We start from the raw sequence: 16,302 nt of genomic DNA on the forward strand, positions 1-16,302 counted from the left end.
CTTTACACACACATGCGGAAACTGGCCGACCTTCAGACTGGCGGGAACAGCACAAGTGTTTGCAGAGCGGTTCCTACAGGACCCTGCGTGTCGAAAAGCACGGACTGAGACATGCCGATGCCCGTAGGTTGCCAATGTGAAACCGAACGGGACGCCAGCCAATCTGACACCGGTTCGCGGTGGATATTCACGGTCAGATCGGTGTTCATGAACCCCATTTCCGACGTCGGAGCATTCCACGAGATTCCATTGCCGCAATCCGCCAACGGGCACAGTGCCTGAATGGGCGACTGATCTTCGCCGCTCAACAGCTTTGGGGTGCGCATCCAGACCGTTTTGGGTCCGGCCCCCTGTTTGCCGTCTTTGGGATAAAGGATGTCACTGTAGTGGGCAAACCCCTTCAAATCATGACGAATCTCGCCGATTGGAAAAGGACCTTCTACCGCGTCTTCCAACTGTGGCGCGCTGGTTTCGACGTTTGCCACCACGCCCAGATCGCGCCGCACCAGATGCATGGTGGTGGCCGTGGCGCAGAGTGTGTCATCCAGATCATGCACCGTAACCCGTGTGGTCGCCAGCGTCTTGGTATGGCGCGTGGTTTCTGCGGCAACCCGCAACCCGGCCAAGGGCAGAGGGCGCAACAGGTCAACTGTCAGGCGGGTCAGCATCTTTTCGGGGCCAACCTCAGTTTCCGCTGCCCGCACTATCAACCCGCTGACCGGCCCTGCGTGGCAATGATCGGCAGACCACGGACCGCGTGCAGGATCATGTCCTACAAACGCCCCATCCTCGCGCTGATGAAAATAGGTCTGATCCGTGAAGTCGAGCCCTGCCATCAGTCCCCTCTGGTCATTCGCTGCGTTGTGTGCCTCGGCTCACTCATACCGGTAACCGGTTGCGAAGTAACGTGGTTTCCCTTGCACGAGGTGAGTGGTATCTTCACGAAACTGTCCTTTTCGGGTTATGAAACCGGGCTGTACTTTTAGGCACGAGGATGGCTTAACAGACCTGATCCTGTCCACCGCTGTGACGGGACGTCACCACATCACATCCAAGTGGGGTCGCATATGGCGTTGTTGATTGAAACCGGGTTGTCGGACTGGATTGGGGATGAGGAAATCGCCACCTCACTACAAGCCTTAGCGCCCGGTGCAGACATCCGCACACCCGGAACGCTGGGCGACCCCAACGACATTACGATGCTTGCAGTGGTCAGCATGCAAAGCAATCACCCGGCGAAGTTGCCCAACCTGAAACTGGTTCAGAAGCTGGGGGCCGGGGTTGAGACCATAGTTGGCCATCCGGACCTGCCTCCGCATATCCGTGTAGCGCGATTGAAGCCAGACGCGCCTGCGCAGGGCATTGCCGAATGGTTTCTGGCCTATATTCTGCGCGCTCAGCGCCATATGGTTTTTCACGAGGCATCCCAGAGCCGCGCCGAATGGTTGCCGCGCGCACCTATCTTCACACCTGATACGGTTGTGGGCGTTCTGGGTCTGGGCCATATAGGGGCCCGCACTGCCCGCATGTTACATGCCGTCGGGTTTCAGGTCATGGGCTGGAGCCGCTCACCAAAGTCCATCGATGGTGTCACCTGCCTGCATGGGCAAGACGCGCTGCCTCGGCTATTGGGGCAATGTGATCACGTCTGTGCCATCCTTCCTTCGACGCCGCAAACCGCGGGTTTGTTTGACGCACAGACGCTGGCCGCGATGAAGCCGGGCAGTCAGTTGCTGAACGCCGGACGCGGAAACCTGATTGACGAGGCGGCGCTGATCGCGGCGCTGGATAACGGCTCACCGGGCCATGCCGTGTTGGACGTCACGTCACAGGAACCGCTGCCAAAAGACAGTCCCTTGTGGCGGCACCCTTCTGTGACGATCACACCGCATGTCTCGGGCTGGTATCTGGGGGACGCACTGTCGGATGTGGCTGAGAACTACCATAGGCTCAGGTCCGGCGATCCCCTGTTGCACGAAGTCAGTCGCGATCTGGGGTACTGATAACCAAGTCAGAGATCAGGGCGTCAGGATCCAGTTTCCGTTACCGTCATTGCACCGGCGGGTTCTGATCTCGCGGCTTTGATCGCTGCCTTCCGGCTGGATGACATGCTGAAGGCCGACGCAGTTGCCCTGAACGTTTTGCACCCGGATCGTTCCTTTTGAGCCGGTCTCGTCGTTTTGCCAGGACCGTTCCTGCCCTACGGAGGGCGTGCCATTGTTCAAAAGGGCATTCGAGGTTTCACTGACCACTTCAAAGTCTGCCGGGGACAGCCCCATCTCAGCTATGATTCGGGAGAGTGACTTGGCGCCGGCGGAACCGGTCATCAATAGGGCGCCACACGCGGCAATGACGGGTAAAAACTGGGCTTTCATTGTGGCCTCACAGAACTGAAATCATTTACGACCAAGGATATACCTCTGTTTCAGCAGGGCCAAGCCCCGGGGTGCCGACCTTCAAAATATCCCGAACAAACCTATCGCGTGTCAGGACCTAATAGCGCCGCGCCTTTGTCCCCATAGTGCCATTCAAACGATCCCGAGGCACACAAATGACCCATCCGACCTACTTCGCCCCGACCGGCGGCCACCCCGGCCAGAACCAGTTGCTGACCGACCGCGCCATGTTCACAGACGCGTATGCGGTCATTCCCAAAGGTACGATGCGCGACATTGTCACCAGCTATCTGCCGTTCTGGGAAGGAACACGCCTGTGGGTTCTTTCACGCCCGCTCAGCGGATTTGCCGAAACGTTCTCGCAATACATCATGGAAGTGCAGCCCGGCGGCGGCAGCGATCAGCCAGAGACAGACGCGCAAGCACAGGCAGTGCTTTTTGTCGTCGAAGGAACAGTCACTTTGACGCTGAACTCGGAAAACCATGTGTTGGAGACAGGCGGATACGCCTATATCCCCGCCGGCAGCGACTGGACATTGCGGAACACTGGCCAGACGGCAGCCCGGTTCCACTGGGTCCGCAAAGCCTATGAGTCCGTTCCCGGGTTGTCCGCGCCAGACCCGATCATCACCAACGAACGCGATGTGACGCCTGTCGAAATGCCGGGCACCGAAGGCCGATGGTCCACCACGCGGTTCGCAGACCCGCAGGACCTGCGCCATGACATGCATGTGAACATCGTCAATTTCGAACCAGGCGGGGTCATTCCCTTCGCCGAAACCCATGTGATGGAACACGGGCTTTATGTTCTGGAAGGGAAAGCGGTTTATCGCCTCAATCAGGACTGGGTCGAAGTTGAGGCCGGAGATTACATGTGGCTGCGCGCCTTTTGCCCGCAAGCCTGTTACGCAGGGGGGCCGGGCCGGTTCAGGTATCTGCTTTACAAGGACGTCAACCGGCATATGCCCCTGTCCCTGTCGCGCCGCTAAACGCTGGGCTGGCTGGGAATCGCAGTGATCTTTTGCCCCGGGGCTTCACACAAGGGTCGGAATTTGCTGAAATCCAGGTAACTTCTTGTTTTGAGCATTGGAGATTTGTCCATGAAACTGCGCCTTGCCCTGATAGCCGTTGCCACACTCTCTACCTCTGCAATCCTGCACACCGCACCCGCCATTGCGGGGGAAGAGACCAAATCCGTCTTCGTCATGAGCCGCAACTGGGCTGTGACACAGGTCGCAGACGAACCGGTCATTTATCGCGCCACACGCGACAACAACAACCTGAACCCGTTCGGCCCGCCCCCACGCCTTCGCACGACGCAAGCTATTACTGCCATTCAACAAGCGACGGGCTGCAAGGTGATCTTCAACAGCATGTACCAGAATATATCGGGTCAGTTCTTTTCTCAGGTCAGGTGCAAGTAAGCTGTTGCTGATCAGGCATTGAGATCGACCCGACGCCCTGCCATAGCTTGCGCATGAAACTCGCGATAAACGGATTCGGCCGCATTGGCCGCACGATCCTGCGGCAGGTTCTGGCCCTGCCCGAAGGGTCGGATATCGAGCTGGTGCTGATCAATGACATCGCGCCGCTGGAGACCTGTGCTTACCTGTTCAAATACGACAGCACCTTCGGCCCCTATCCCGGCGATGTGTCACAGGGCGATGCCGCGCTGATCGTAGACGGACGCTCTGTTCCTATGACGCACAGTGCCGATCTGACACGCGTTGATTTATCCGGCGTAGACGTGATGCTGGATTGTACCGGGGTCGCGCGCGCATCCGACGTGGCGCGTCGCGGATTGTCTGCGGGCGCCAGCAAGGTCCTGATCTCGGGTCCTTCGCCTGCGGCCGACTTAACCGTCGTTCTGGGGGCGAACGAGGATCAGTTGGGCAGCGCCCGGATCGTATCGAACGCCTCCTGCACAACGAATGGGCTGGCACCGCTGGTCAAAGTGCTGGACCACATTGGCGGTATTTTGTCGGGCCATATGACAACCATCCATTGCTATACCAACAGCCAACCCATGGTTGACGCCCCGCGCGGCGACCTTGCCCGGTCGCGGGCCGGTGCGCTGTCCATGGTTCCGACAACGTCCAGCGCCACACACCTGATCGACGTGGTCCTTCCACATCTGGCCGGGCGCATCTCGGGTGCCGCAGTTCGCGTCCCGACAGCCAGCGTTTCGGCGGTCGACCTCGTGGTCACGCTGGAACGCGGTATGCGGGCCGAGGATTTCGATCGTGCTTTGCGTCAGGCTGTTGTCGCGTCACCGGTTTTGGGTTGGACGGATATGCCGCTGGTCTCTTCCGATTTGCGGGCGCGCCCGGATTCGCTGGTCATTGCCGGGCCGGAAACCCGCATGGTCGGAGAAAATCAGGTGCGCGTTTTCGGCTGGTACGACAATGAATGGGGCTTTTCGGCTCGCATGCTGGACGTGGCCCGTCTGATGGCCGCGTCGTGACCGGACTAACCTTCGTACACAGCGTCGGGTCGGCAACTATGGTTTAGGCCCCGCGACAGGGTATTCTGTAACGCGAACCACCTTACTGATCCGTTCAATCATGAAATCCATGAACAGGCGTGCCTTTGGATCCTGATGGCGCCGATGCGTGTATAGGCAGGCCATCTGAACTGAAACAGGCGGAGTTTCCGTTGCAACCGGCACGAGGCGGCCGGATTTCAGATGCTCGGCCACCTCGAAAACCGGCTTCATTGCAATGCCTTGACCGGACAACGCCCAATCCGTCAGAACATCCCCATCATCACATTCGAACCGCCCGGACACGGCAAATCGTTTCGGGCCATCGGGTGTGACCAGCATCCACTGAAACTCGGTCGCACCCGGAAAGCGCAGATTCAGGCATTCATGCTTGTCGGCAATCAGGTCAGCCCCGGTCTTAGGCATACCGCGCCGCGCCACATAGTCTGGCGCAGTGCACAGTACACGCTGGCAGTCGGCAATCTTGCGAATACGCAACGTGCTGTCCTCGGGCTGGCCAATGAAAAACGCCAGATCCAGACCTTCCGTCGTCAGATCAACCGAGCGATCCGTCAGGCGCAACCGGACATCAATCTCGGGGTATTCCGCAAGAAACTCGGGCACATGTGGAGCCAGCAATCGCCTCCCCACCCCCAGTGGAGACGCCACGAACAACGACCCGCGCGGTGCCTCGGTCAGATGTGTGACCTGAGCCTCGGCCTCGTCCACCGCATCCAGAACCGCCACCGCACCGGGATAGAATGCCTTTCCCTGCTCTGTCGGGGACAGGTTGCGTGTGGTGCGCTGGAACAGACGTACACCCAGATGGTCCTCAAGCTGCGATATTCGCGCCGATGTCACCGCTGGCGAAATCCTAAGATCCCGCCCGGCCGCAGACATGCTGCCCAGATCGTAAACCCTGACAAAGGTTCGGATGTTGTCGAGATAGGACATTTTTTCGGTTTTTTTTGATACCCGTTGGCAATATACTGGGAATACCGAAGAACCGCCCGTTTGCCTAGTGAATTGCACTGGCCAAGACCAAAGGCCAGCCCGGACATTTGTTGCATACGGTTGACTATCGCCTGCAACGCGGCAATTCCAGTCTGCCAATCTAGATGCGCAATACGATGTGTCGGCACAAACCGGGACAATTTGACCAAAATTACCCGATCCCGCGTTTATCCCTTTTCCCAATAGCATTCAGATGTTCTAACCTGACACTATAAGACCGTCCGTGACACGGTAGCTGAGATTTGGAACTGGGACAATTGGGGCAATTCATGCAAGGGCGCACGCCGCAAGGCCGTTTGAAGTTCTGGCTGAGTGCCATTGTCATTTCACTGACCCCGACTGCTCTGATGGCGCTGGAAACCTCTCTGACGGCGCCGGGCGCTTCGAAGGAACTGGTTGAACGCCTGAAAAAGACATCATCGGTTACAACAGCGAAAGAGCGGGGCTTGGATACGCCACTTGAGATCCTGTCTGCCGCCTTGTCGGATTACCGCACGCTTGTACAGATCTTGTATGATGAAGGGTATTTCAGCCCGGTTGTCAGCATCAAGCTTGACGGGCAGGAAGCCGCTGAGTTGAGCTCTTTGACTGTGCCAACACAGATCAACAGGGCCGCAATTACCGTTGAAACCGGACCAAGCTTCAAATTCGGCACGGCCATTGTTCAGCCCCTGGCGTCTGGCACCGTTCTGCCCGAAGGTTTCGCCCCCGGCAAGTTGGCAACGACCGGAGCCATTCAAAAAGCAGGCTCGGACGGTGTGCAGGGGTGGCGGAATGCGGGCCATGCGAAAGCGAAAATTGAGGATCAGACCATCATCGCCCGCCACGCGCAGGCCCGTCTGGATGCGCAGATTGATCTGGACCCGGGGCGCAGGTTGACGTTTGGCAGAATGTTCATCAAGGGCGACACGGATGTGCGCCACCGGTCCATCGAAAAAATCGCCGGTTTCCCAAGCGGAGAAGTTTACTCACCAGAAAAAATCCAGAAGGTTGGAACACGTTTACGCCGCACCGGCACGTTCAACGTCGTGTCATTGCAGGAACATGAGACAGCAAACCCCGACGGCACACTGGATTTCGACGCCACATTCGAAGACTTGCCAAAGCGTCAGCTGACCTTTGGGCTCGAGCTGGCCTCGCGCGACGGCCTCGACGTGACCGCGACCTGGACACATCGAAACATGTTCAAACGCGCGGAACGCCTGCGGTTCGAGGCCGCGATACGAAATATCGGTGGTTCCGAAGATCTTGATGGGCGGATCGGATTGCGCCTGGATCAGCCCGATCGTCTGGGTCCGGACGACAATACTTTCTGGAACGCGTTGCTGGAGCGCCGCAACACCGAAAACTACAATGTCTCGGTTGCGTCTGTGGCATATGGTGCGCGCCGCACATTCTCGGACACGCTCTATGCCGAAGCCTCGGCTGGGTTACAGTGGTCAGATGCTGACGACGCCTATGGAAGTGGCCGCAAGTTCAGATACTTTATCCTGCCCTTCCGCTCGGAATGGGATGAGCGAGACAGCAAAGTTAGTGCCACACGCGGTTTCTATCTGGATTCTCAGATAATGCCGTTTGTCGGTTTTTCTGGCACAGACACTGGCATTCGCATGTTCTTCGACGGTCGGGCCTATACCAGCCTTGGCACGGGTGGAAGGATAGTGCTGGCGGGGCGGGCGCAAATTGGATCAATCATTGGTCCACCAGCAGATGGTGTCACACCCGACTTTCTGTTTTTTTCCGGTGGTGCGGGAACCGTGCGCGGGCAACCCTATGAAAGCCTTGGCATCCCTGTCGGGACCGGTGTCGCAGGCGGCAAGTCCTTTCTTGGACTTTCCGGCGAGATCCGGGGCAAGGTGACAGATTCTCTGTCGCTGGTTGGGTTTTACGACTACGGTGTCGTCGATACCTCTTCCTTTATTGGAAGTGGCGCGGAAGATCATGCAGGTGCCGGTATCGGCGTAAGATATGATTTGGGCGGCTTCGGACCCCTGCGGTTTGACCTGGCCTTCCCGGTAAGCGGCCCCACCGGAGACGGTTTGCAATTCTATATCGGGATCGGGCAAGCGTTTTGAGACGGCACCTTTCATACCCTCTGCTGATTGGCACGCTGATGCTTGTGCCAGTGGCCGGCCCCGCGCAGGAGGACGAAGGCGGCAGCATGATCGAGCGGTTCCTACAGGACACGCTGTCGGGCGACGATCAGAATGTCACCGTCAAAGGCCTGCAAGGCGCGCTGAGTTCACGCGCCACCATTGCCGAGATCACGGTGGCCGATGATGAAGGGGTCTGGCTGACCATTCGGGGAGCGGAACTGGATTGGAACCGGTTGGCGCTGATCCGCGGGCGGTTTTCGGTCAACGCGCTGACCGCACAGGAAATCGACGTGGCCCGTGCGCCGGGCACCACGACCAAGGACACGCCGTCCCCTTCTGCCGAGACCCAGGCTTTTCAACTGCCTGAACTGCCTGTGGCCATCGAAATCGGCGAAATCCGTATTGGCGAGCTGGCATTGGGCAAACCTTTGATCGGCGTTGCGGCGGAACTGGCCGTCAATGGCAACCTGTCGCTGGCCGACGGCACGCTGGACACCAAACTGGACATCACCCGACTGGATCGGGCCGGTGATGAAATCTCTTTGGCTGCGGGTTTTAGGAACACTGACAGCCAGATCGATCTTGACCTTCAGGTCACCGAAGCTGCGGGGGGTCTGATCTCGACCGCGCTAAAAATGCCGGACAGCCCTCCGATCGGATTGTCCGCGAAAGGGTCCGGGCCGGTGACGGATTTTACGGCCGATATTGGCCTGAGCAGTGATGGGCAGCCACGAGTGACCGGACAGGTTCGGTTGCGTTCGGCCCCAACAGCCGCGGCTAGCGCGGAGGAGGGCATCGCCTTTACCGCAGATCTGGGCGGTGACCTAACGCCCTTTGTCGCTGAGAATATGGATACGTTCTTCGGCCCCAAAACGCAGTTGATCGTGGAAGGACGGACCCTGCCTGAAGGCGCGTTGGATATCAGTGATCTGGAACTCAGTTCTCAGGCACTGAACCTGAAAGGGGCGTTGCAACTGGCGCCGGGCGGTCGGCTGCAACTGGCGGCCCTGCAAGGACGCATTACGCCACCAGAGGGGCAAAGCGTCGTCCTTCCGTTATCAGGTGGCGACACATCGATCGAAGCTGCGCAGGTCTCTGCGTTGTTTGATGAGAAAAACGGCAATCTCTGGGATCTAAGTCTGACCGCTAACGCCGTAAGATCCGACACCCTGAACCTGCAACGCGCGCAGATTACGGCGCAAGGGACCTTGGAACAGGGTGACGTTTTGCGGATCGACGGTGATTTGCAGGCTGCTTTGGACGGTATCGACCTGACTGACGATGCCCTGAACACCGCCGTTGGCGACCGCATTACGCTGGACGGTATGTTCCAATATGGCAGGGATCAGACCCTGAACCTGTCAGGGGTCGAGATGGTCGGCTCGGACTATGAACTGGGCGTTGATGCCGAGATCAGCGGCTTGTCCAGTGGTTTGGCCGTCAATGGTGCTGCGACGTTGCAGGCGACCGATCTGTCGCGGTTTTCGGGTCTGGCGCAGCTGGAACTGGGCGGTCAGGCCTCTGCCCGGCTCACCGGCCAGGGTTCGCCGCTTGAAGGCAGTTTCGATGGCAAGCTTGAGGTCGAAGGGCGCGATCTTTCCACAGGGCGCGACGACATTGACCCGGTGATAAGGGGCAACACAACAATCACGCTGGACGCCAAACGCGGAGCGGATGGCGTAACGATCCGGGATTTTACGCTGATCGGCGACGCTCTGCGCGCGCAGGCGGATGGCGCGGTTACCACCCCTGACGGCAACGTGACGATTGATGGGCAAGCAACAGTCAACGCGCAGGACCTTTCCGTGTTCTCGGGCCTCGCCAAACGTGAGCTTGGCGGTGCGGTACAGGCGAAACTGGACGGCAAAGGCACTGTTCAGACGCTCGAATTCGATGGCACAGCCAGCATGATGAGCCGGGATGTCAAAACGGGCCTACCCGAGATTGACCCGCTGCTGGTCGGCCGGACCGAGATCACGTTCGACGGCGCGCTGAGCCAGAAGCAGATTGAAATCCGCGACGCGGTGATCAAAGGTTCAGCCCTTGTGGCAAGCGCCGCAGCAACAATTGACGATCTGACGGATGCTTTGGCTGTGGACGGGCAGGTCAGTCTGAACATCCCGGACCTGTCACCCTTTTCAACTCTTGCCGGGCGAGATCTTGCAGGTTCGATTATCACGGATGTCGCAGGCAAAGGTACGGTTGGCAGCAAGGCCTTTGACGTAAAAGGCAACCTGGCTGCTGATGACATCAAATCCGGCATCAATGCGGTTGACAACCTGATCCAGGGGCGAACGAACCTGACGGTGGATGCGGTGAATGACGAGGCCGGTCTGAATATTCGCACATTCCAGCTGATCGGCACCGCCCTTTCTGCGGATGCATCCGGCAAACTGGACCGCGATGCTGGCGGACTGACCTTTACCGCTGCGCTGGATGATTTGGGGCGGCTGTCGAAAACACTCTCCGGGCCTCTGAAGCTGGACGGCAACGTCGCTCCGACACAATCCGGGCTGGAAGGGTCAGCTCATCTGCTGGGGCCAGAGAGTTCCTATGCCAAAGTGGCCGGTACGGTGGACACAAATGGATCCGCCGATCTGGACTTTGATGCCAAGTTCAACCGCATCGAAAGGTTTGTGCCAGAGTTTCCCGGCACCCTTACCGCTGCGGGCAATGCAAAGCGGGACAGTGGCGTTTGGACCATCGACGCCAAGGCGCAAGGTCCCGCAGACATCGTCAGCACGGTTGCAGGCACCTTTGATGAAACCAGCAGCAATGCAGATATTTCAGCGAAGGGTGGCGTAAACCTGGGGATAGCAAACGTCTTCATCACGCCTAACAAGATTGAAGGGTCCGCACGTTTTGATCTGGCCCTCAAAGGCCCGGCTGATCTGGCGTCCCTAAGCGGGTCGATTACCACCTCGGGAACATCCCTAGCACTTCCCGGCGCGGGTCAGACCATCACCGGGATCAACGGACAGGTGGATCTGGCGCAAAGCCGTGCAACCATCAAACTGAACGGCGGTGTGCGGGCCGGTGGTGGCTTTACCGTAAATGGACCTGTCGATCTGACGCCCCCGTTCAACGCGCAGATCACGACAACAATCGACAACCTCGTCCTGACCGATCGGCTTTTGTATGAGACGACTTTGAATGGCCAGATTGCCATGACCGGCGCCTTAGCCGGGAACAGTTCGCTGGCCGGGCAGATCACCTTTGGTGAGACCAATATCAACCTCGCTGCGGCTTCGGGGGCTGTAGGTGCCGCACCGATCCCTGAGATACAGCATGTCAACGAAAGCGGAGCCAGTTTCATCACGCGTGAGCGTGCAGGTCTGGTAGCCACCGAAGACAAGGGGCAACGCACGTCCAGAATAGCACTGGACGTCAACTTGCTGGCACCCAAAGCTGTGTTCGTACGGGGGCGCGGTGTAAATGCCGAATTGGGCGGCCGGATCTCCATTGGTGGTACGACGACCTCGGTGGTCCCGTCAGGTCAGATTGAATTGATCCGCGGTAATTTCGATATTCTGGGCCGCAGGCTGGCCCTGACCAAAGGCATCGTGACCCTACAAGGTGACTTGACGCCTTATATCGAGTTTGAATCCTCTGCCAGCACCTCGGACGGCACCGCGACCATCGAAATCGCAGGGCCACTGGATTCACCCGAGGTTAACGTGTTTTCCGATCCCGAGCGTCCGGCTGAAGAGGCGCTGGCGATGCTGCTCTTTGGGAACAGGTTCTCGGAAATCTCACCGTTCCTGATTGCGCAGATGGCCGCATCGCTGGCGCAGCTCAGCGGTGCTGGCGGGGATGCGACCAAGGGATTACGCGACTCTACCGGTGTTGATACGATTGATGTTGGTGCGTCAGAGGGTGGCGCGGGCCGACTGGGTGCCGGGGCCTATCTGGGTGAAAACCTCTACACCGACTTTACCGTCAATACCGAAGGCAATACCGAGGTGAACCTGAACCTTGATGTAACCGACAATTTCTCGGTCAAGGGCACGGTTGACGGTCGTGGCGAAACGGGCATCGGAGTGTTCTTTTCAAAGGACTATTAGGATCGCGTCCGACCCCAGCAAACTATTTCCGGCGAATTCCTATCGGTTGGCCGATCTGCGAAGCCGGTTCCAGAGACTTGTGATCCTCCACCATTTGCGCAAGACGCGCCGCTGCCCAATTCGGATAGGGCGCGGATCGCCCGGTACTATGGCTGACATTCATGAAAAGCGCCTCTTGCGTCGCACAAATCTCGTCAGTTTCTGCCAAAAGCATCTGGGCGAAGTAATGTCCTCTCTTGCTGTCAGCATCCAGCATACGGAACCTGAAATAAAATGACGAACCATCTTTGACCTCTTGCACGAAATGCAGATGAGACTGCAGGATGTAAGGCCCCTGCCCCAACGCCTTGACCTGCACCTCGCCCAACCCGAGATGGTCAACCATCAGCTTTTCCAACGCCATGTCAAAGGCGACACCGTAAAACCCGACATTCACATGGCCGTTATAGTCGATCCATTCGGGCCGTACTTCAAAGCCGCGAATTTCCACAGGCGCGGCATACGGGCCATCATGCCCGCCAGGAGGTGTCGAAGTCAGCTGCATTTGGCCCCCTTTACTGTGCGCCTTCATCGTCAAATATAGCCACGGCCCGGACAAATCCCGCAGAGGCCCCTTTTATCTTGAAGGGGAAACAGGAAATCTCGAACCCGGTGGGCGGCAGGTCTTCCAGATTGGTCAGCTTTTCCAAGTGGCAATACCCGATATCCATCGACGCGCGGTGGCCTTCCCAGATAATTGATGGATCTCGGGTCTCTGCGTATTCCTGAGCGGTGAGCGGAAACGGTGCATCCCAGCTCCAGGCGTCGGTGCCGGTGACACGCACGCCACGTTCCGTCAGATAAAGCGTCGCCTCGCGCCCCATTCCACATCCTTTGACCAGATAGTCCGGCGCGCCATAACGTGTCCCTGCCGCAGTGTTGACCACGACGATATCCAGCGGGCAAAGCTCGTGGCCGATGCGCTTCAATTCGGCTTCGACATCTGCCGCGGTAACGACATACCCGTCCTCGAAGTGTCGAAAGTCCAGCTTGACGCCAGGGTTCATGCACCATTCCAACGGCACTTCGTCGATGGTTATCGCCCGTTCACCTTTGTTCATCGTGGAATGATGGTGATACGGCGCATCCAGATGCGTGCCGTTGTGGGTCGCGATCTGCAACCGTTCGATGGCCCACCCTTCACCGTTCGGCAGGTCTTGCCGTTCCAGACCCGGAAAGAAAGATATGACCTGTTCTGCCGTCTGATCATGGGTCAGATATTCGATTTGCGGCAACATGATTGGCGGGTCAGACACGATCCCGGTTTCCAACGGAACGGACAGATCGACGAAACGACGGGCCATTAGCAACTCCTCCACCATATTCCCGGACAGGGTTGGTTGAGCGCAAGCGCCTGTCAAGAAAAGAAAAAGGCGACCCGTCTGGCCGCCTTCTTTGCTTGATATGTATTGGGTTTACTCAGCCGCAACTGCGCCTTCGATCTTCTCGACGCGAATGGCCGAGAATTTGAACTCGGGGATTTTGCCATAAGGGTCGATGGCTGAGTTTGTCAGGATGTTCGCCGCCGCCTCAACATAGGCAAACGGGATGAACACCATATCTTCGGCAATCGCCCGGTCCGCGCGGACCATGATCTCAATCGAACCACGGCGTGTGGTCAGGCGGATCATGTCGCCCGGCTCGATTCCCATCAGCTTGAGCGTACGTGGATTCATCGAACAGTTCGCCTCGGGCTCCACCGCGTCAAGAACGTTGGACCGGCGGGTCATTGAGCCAGTGTGCCAATGTTCCAGCTGACGGCCAGTGGTGGCGATCATCGGGTATTCCTCGTCCGGGGCCTCATCCGGCGGAATGACGCTGGCGGGGGTGAACTTCGCCTTACCGCCCGAGCGGGGGAAACCATCCCCGAACACGATGGCCTGACCCGGATCGGTTTCGCTGAGCGACGGGTAGGTAATCGTCTCGGTCTCCAGACGCTCCCACGTGATGTTGTCAAGCGATGCCATGGTCAGTTTCATCTCGGCAAAGACCTGAGAGACATCGGTGTAATCCCAGTTCAGCCCGATGCGCTGTGCCAGCTCGACCGTGATCTTCCAATCTTCGCGCGCTTCTCCCGGGGGGGTAACGGCAGGCCGTACACGCTGTACCTGACGGTTGGTGTTCGACACCGTACCGTTCTTTTCATAGAGCGCCGAGGCAGGCAGGATGATATCGGCATAGTTCGCCGTCTCGGTCAGGAAGATGTCCTGCACGATCATCAGATCCAGTTTGGCCAGCGCCGCGCGGGCGTGGTTCACATCCGGGTCGGACATGGCCGGGTTTTCACCCTGAATATACATGCCCTTGATATTGCCCGCATAGGCCTGATCGATGATTTCGGTCACCGTCAGACCCTTCTCGTTCGAGAAGTCATCCGAATGCCAGACATCATTGAACCTGGCACGAACGCCGTCGTCAGTCACCGACTGATAGTCCGGCAGGAACATCGGGATCAGGCCCGCATCCGATGCGCCCTGCACGTTGTTTTGCCCCCGCAGCGGGTGCAGCCCAGCGCCGGGTTTACCGACATTGCCCGTCATCAGAGCCAGCGAAATCAGGCAGCGCGAGTTGTCGGTGCCGTGGATGTGCTGGCTGACGCCCATGCCCCAGAAGATCAGGCCAGCTTTGGCCTGCGCAAAGGTACGCGCGACACGGCGCAGCTGATCCGGTTCAATACCACAGATCGGTGCCATCGCTTCGGGCGTGAAGGCGCGCAGGTGCTCTTTCTCGGCCTCCCAGTTCTCGGTCCAGCGGTGGATGTACTGGCTGTCATACAACTCTTCCTCGACGATCACGTTCATGATCGCGTTGAGCATCGAGACATCCGCCCCCGGACGGAACTGCAGCATTTCATCCGCGAACTTGCGCATACCAACGCCACGGGGGTCCATAACGATCAGTTTGCCGCCACGCTTGGCGAACTGCTTGAAATAGGTCGCCGCGACTGGGTGGTTCTCGATCGGGTTCGAACCGATGATGATCGCCACATCGGCGTTTTCGATCTCGTTAAAGGTCGCCGTCACCGCGCCCGAACCCACATTCTCGATCAGCGCCGCAACGGATGAAGCGTGGCACAGACGGGTGCAGTGATCGACGTTGTTGTGCTTGAAGCCCTGACGGATGAACTTCTGGAACAGATACGCCTCTTCGTTGGTGCACTTGGCCGAACCGAAGCCCGCAACCGAACGTGGGTCTTCGGCGCGCAGGGTCATCAGCTTGGTCGCGGCCAAGTCCATCGCCTCTTCCCAGGTCGCCTCGCGGAAATGGGTCGACAGGTTGCCTGGATCAACGTTCAGCCCCTTGGCGGGCGCATCCTCGCGCCGGATCAAAGGTTTGGTCAGGCGGTGCGGGTGGTGGATGTAGTCAAAGCCAAAGCGACCTTTGACGCACAAACGACCTTCGTTTGCGGGGCCGTTGATGCCCTCGACATACTTCACCTTGCCGTCCTTGACCTTCAGCGACACCTTGCAGCCCACACCGCAGAACGGGCAGACGCTTTCGGTTTCGCTATCGTAATCCTTGCTGTCCCCCTGCTGCTGATCGTCCAGCACGGTGGCAGGCATCAGCGCACCGGTGGGGCAGGCCTGAACACATTCACCGCAAGCAACACAGGAGGAGGTACCCATCGGATCATTCTGGTCGAACACCACCTGCGCGGTATGACCGCGACCAGCCATGCCAATCACGTCATTCACCTGCACTTCGCGGCAGGCCCGAACACAAAGGTTGCAGTTGATACACGCATCCAGATTGACACGCATCGCCACATGGCTGTCATCCAGAAGCGGGATTTTCTCGGCCTCTTTCGCAGGAAAACGGCTGTCGCTGACATCGTTCAGCTTGGCCATATCCCAGAAATGGCTGGATACGTCATGCGGCTGCTCGGGCTGATCGGCCACCAGTAGTTCCATGACCATGGCGCGCGATTTTTCGGCGCGGTCGGTGTCGGTCTTGACCACCATCCCATCGGCCGCCGGGCGGATGCACGAGGCGACCAGCGTGCGCTCGCCCTCCACCTCGACCATGCAGGCGCGGCAGTTGCCATCGGGGCGGTATCCCGGTGCAGGCTTGTGGCACAGATGCGGGATCACCAGGCCCCGGCCATTAGCCGCTTCCCAGATCGTGGTGCCCGCGGGCACGGTGACGTCATCGCCGTTCAGGTTGAAGGTGACGGTCTTGGTTGGGCTTGCGTCAAGCATGGCTCTGTCTCC

The 16,302-nt window shown here is 58.6% G+C and carries 12 protein-coding genes; 6 read left to right on the forward strand and 6 right to left on the reverse strand.

Annotated features, from left to right (window positions below):
• Positions 1 to 32: 32 nt before the first annotated feature.
• The gene (locus ACR0D9_RS09715; RefSeq protein WP_480483993.1) at positions 33 to 836 is read right to left on the reverse strand and encodes a thioesterase family protein; all 804 of its coding nucleotides are present in this window, start codon (positions 834 to 836) and stop codon (positions 33 to 35) included.
• A gap of 231 nt (positions 837 to 1,067) precedes the next feature.
• Between ACR0D9_RS09715 and ACR0D9_RS09720 the strand changes: the two genes are divergently transcribed.
• Positions 1,068 to 2,003: a 2-hydroxyacid dehydrogenase gene (locus ACR0D9_RS09720; protein WP_480488223.1), complete on the forward strand. Its 936-nt coding sequence runs from the start codon at positions 1,068 to 1,070 to the stop codon at positions 2,001 to 2,003.
• Between the two features lie 15 nt (positions 2,004 to 2,018).
• Here the strand turns inward: ACR0D9_RS09720 and ACR0D9_RS09725 are convergent, their stop codons facing one another.
• Positions 2,019 to 2,327, reverse strand: a complete 309-nt coding sequence (locus ACR0D9_RS09725; protein ID WP_480488225.1) for a hypothetical protein — start codon at positions 2,325 to 2,327, stop codon at positions 2,019 to 2,021.
• 224 nt (positions 2,328 to 2,551) lie between these two features.
• Here ACR0D9_RS09725 and ACR0D9_RS09730 point away from each other — a divergent pair, with 224 nt between their 5' ends.
• The 3 genes from ACR0D9_RS09730 (at position 2,552) to ACR0D9_RS09740 (ending at position 4,860) form a co-directional block, all read left to right on the forward strand.
• On the forward strand, positions 2,552 to 3,385 hold the full coding sequence (locus tag ACR0D9_RS09730) for a bifunctional allantoicase/(S)-ureidoglycine aminohydrolase (RefSeq protein ID WP_267366556.1): 834 nt from the start codon (positions 2,552 to 2,554) through the stop codon (positions 3,383 to 3,385).
• A 111-nt stretch (positions 3,386 to 3,496) separates the two neighbouring features.
• A complete protein-coding gene (locus ACR0D9_RS09735; protein ID WP_480483996.1) occupies positions 3,497 to 3,820 on the forward strand; it encodes a hypothetical protein in 324 nt (107 codons plus the stop codon).
• A gap of 53 nt (positions 3,821 to 3,873) precedes the next feature.
• Complete coding sequence (locus ACR0D9_RS09740) at positions 3,874 to 4,860, forward strand: type I glyceraldehyde-3-phosphate dehydrogenase (RefSeq protein WP_480488227.1); 987 nt, start codon at positions 3,874 to 3,876, stop codon at positions 4,858 to 4,860.
• 36 nt (positions 4,861 to 4,896) lie between these two features.
• Here the strand turns inward: ACR0D9_RS09740 and ACR0D9_RS09745 are convergent, their stop codons facing one another.
• Complete coding sequence (locus ACR0D9_RS09745; protein ID WP_209598213.1) at positions 4,897 to 5,832, reverse strand: LysR family transcriptional regulator; 936 nt, start codon at positions 5,830 to 5,832, stop codon at positions 4,897 to 4,899.
• Between the two features lie 329 nt (positions 5,833 to 6,161).
• On the opposite strand from ACR0D9_RS09745, the gene ACR0D9_RS09750 reads away from it, so the two are divergent.
• Together ACR0D9_RS09750 and ACR0D9_RS09755 are read left to right on the forward strand one after the other, a co-directional pair.
• A complete protein-coding gene (locus tag ACR0D9_RS09750; RefSeq protein WP_480483998.1) occupies positions 6,162 to 7,967 on the forward strand; it encodes an autotransporter assembly complex protein TamA in 1,806 nt (601 codons plus the stop codon).
• Positions 7,964 to 12,052, forward strand: coding sequence for a translocation/assembly module TamB domain-containing protein (locus ACR0D9_RS09755; protein ID WP_480538602.1), 4,089 nt, complete (start codon positions 7,964 to 7,966; stop codon positions 12,050 to 12,052). The genes ACR0D9_RS09750 and ACR0D9_RS09755 overlap by 4 nt, the downstream gene beginning before the upstream one ends.
• Positions 12,053 to 12,074: 22 nt before the next feature.
• On the opposite strand, the gene ACR0D9_RS09760 is transcribed toward ACR0D9_RS09755, so the two are convergent.
• The 3 genes from ACR0D9_RS09760 to fdhF form a co-directional block, all read right to left on the reverse strand.
• Positions 12,075 to 12,596 (reverse strand): thioesterase family protein, encoded by a 522-nt coding sequence (locus tag ACR0D9_RS09760; protein WP_480484000.1) that lies wholly within the window; start codon positions 12,594 to 12,596, stop codon positions 12,075 to 12,077.
• A gap of 10 nt (positions 12,597 to 12,606) precedes the next feature.
• Complete coding sequence (locus ACR0D9_RS09765) at positions 12,607 to 13,395, reverse strand: cyclase family protein (RefSeq protein ID WP_480484001.1); 789 nt, start codon at positions 13,393 to 13,395, stop codon at positions 12,607 to 12,609.
• Positions 13,396 to 13,506: 111 nt separating this feature from the next.
• Positions 13,507 to 16,290, reverse strand: a complete 2,784-nt coding sequence (gene fdhF / locus ACR0D9_RS09770; protein WP_480488235.1) for a formate dehydrogenase subunit alpha — start codon at positions 16,288 to 16,290, stop codon at positions 13,507 to 13,509.
• Between the last annotated feature and the right edge of the window lie 12 nt (positions 16,291 to 16,302).

Source organism: Ruegeria sp. AK11 (genome assembly GCF_056541095.1).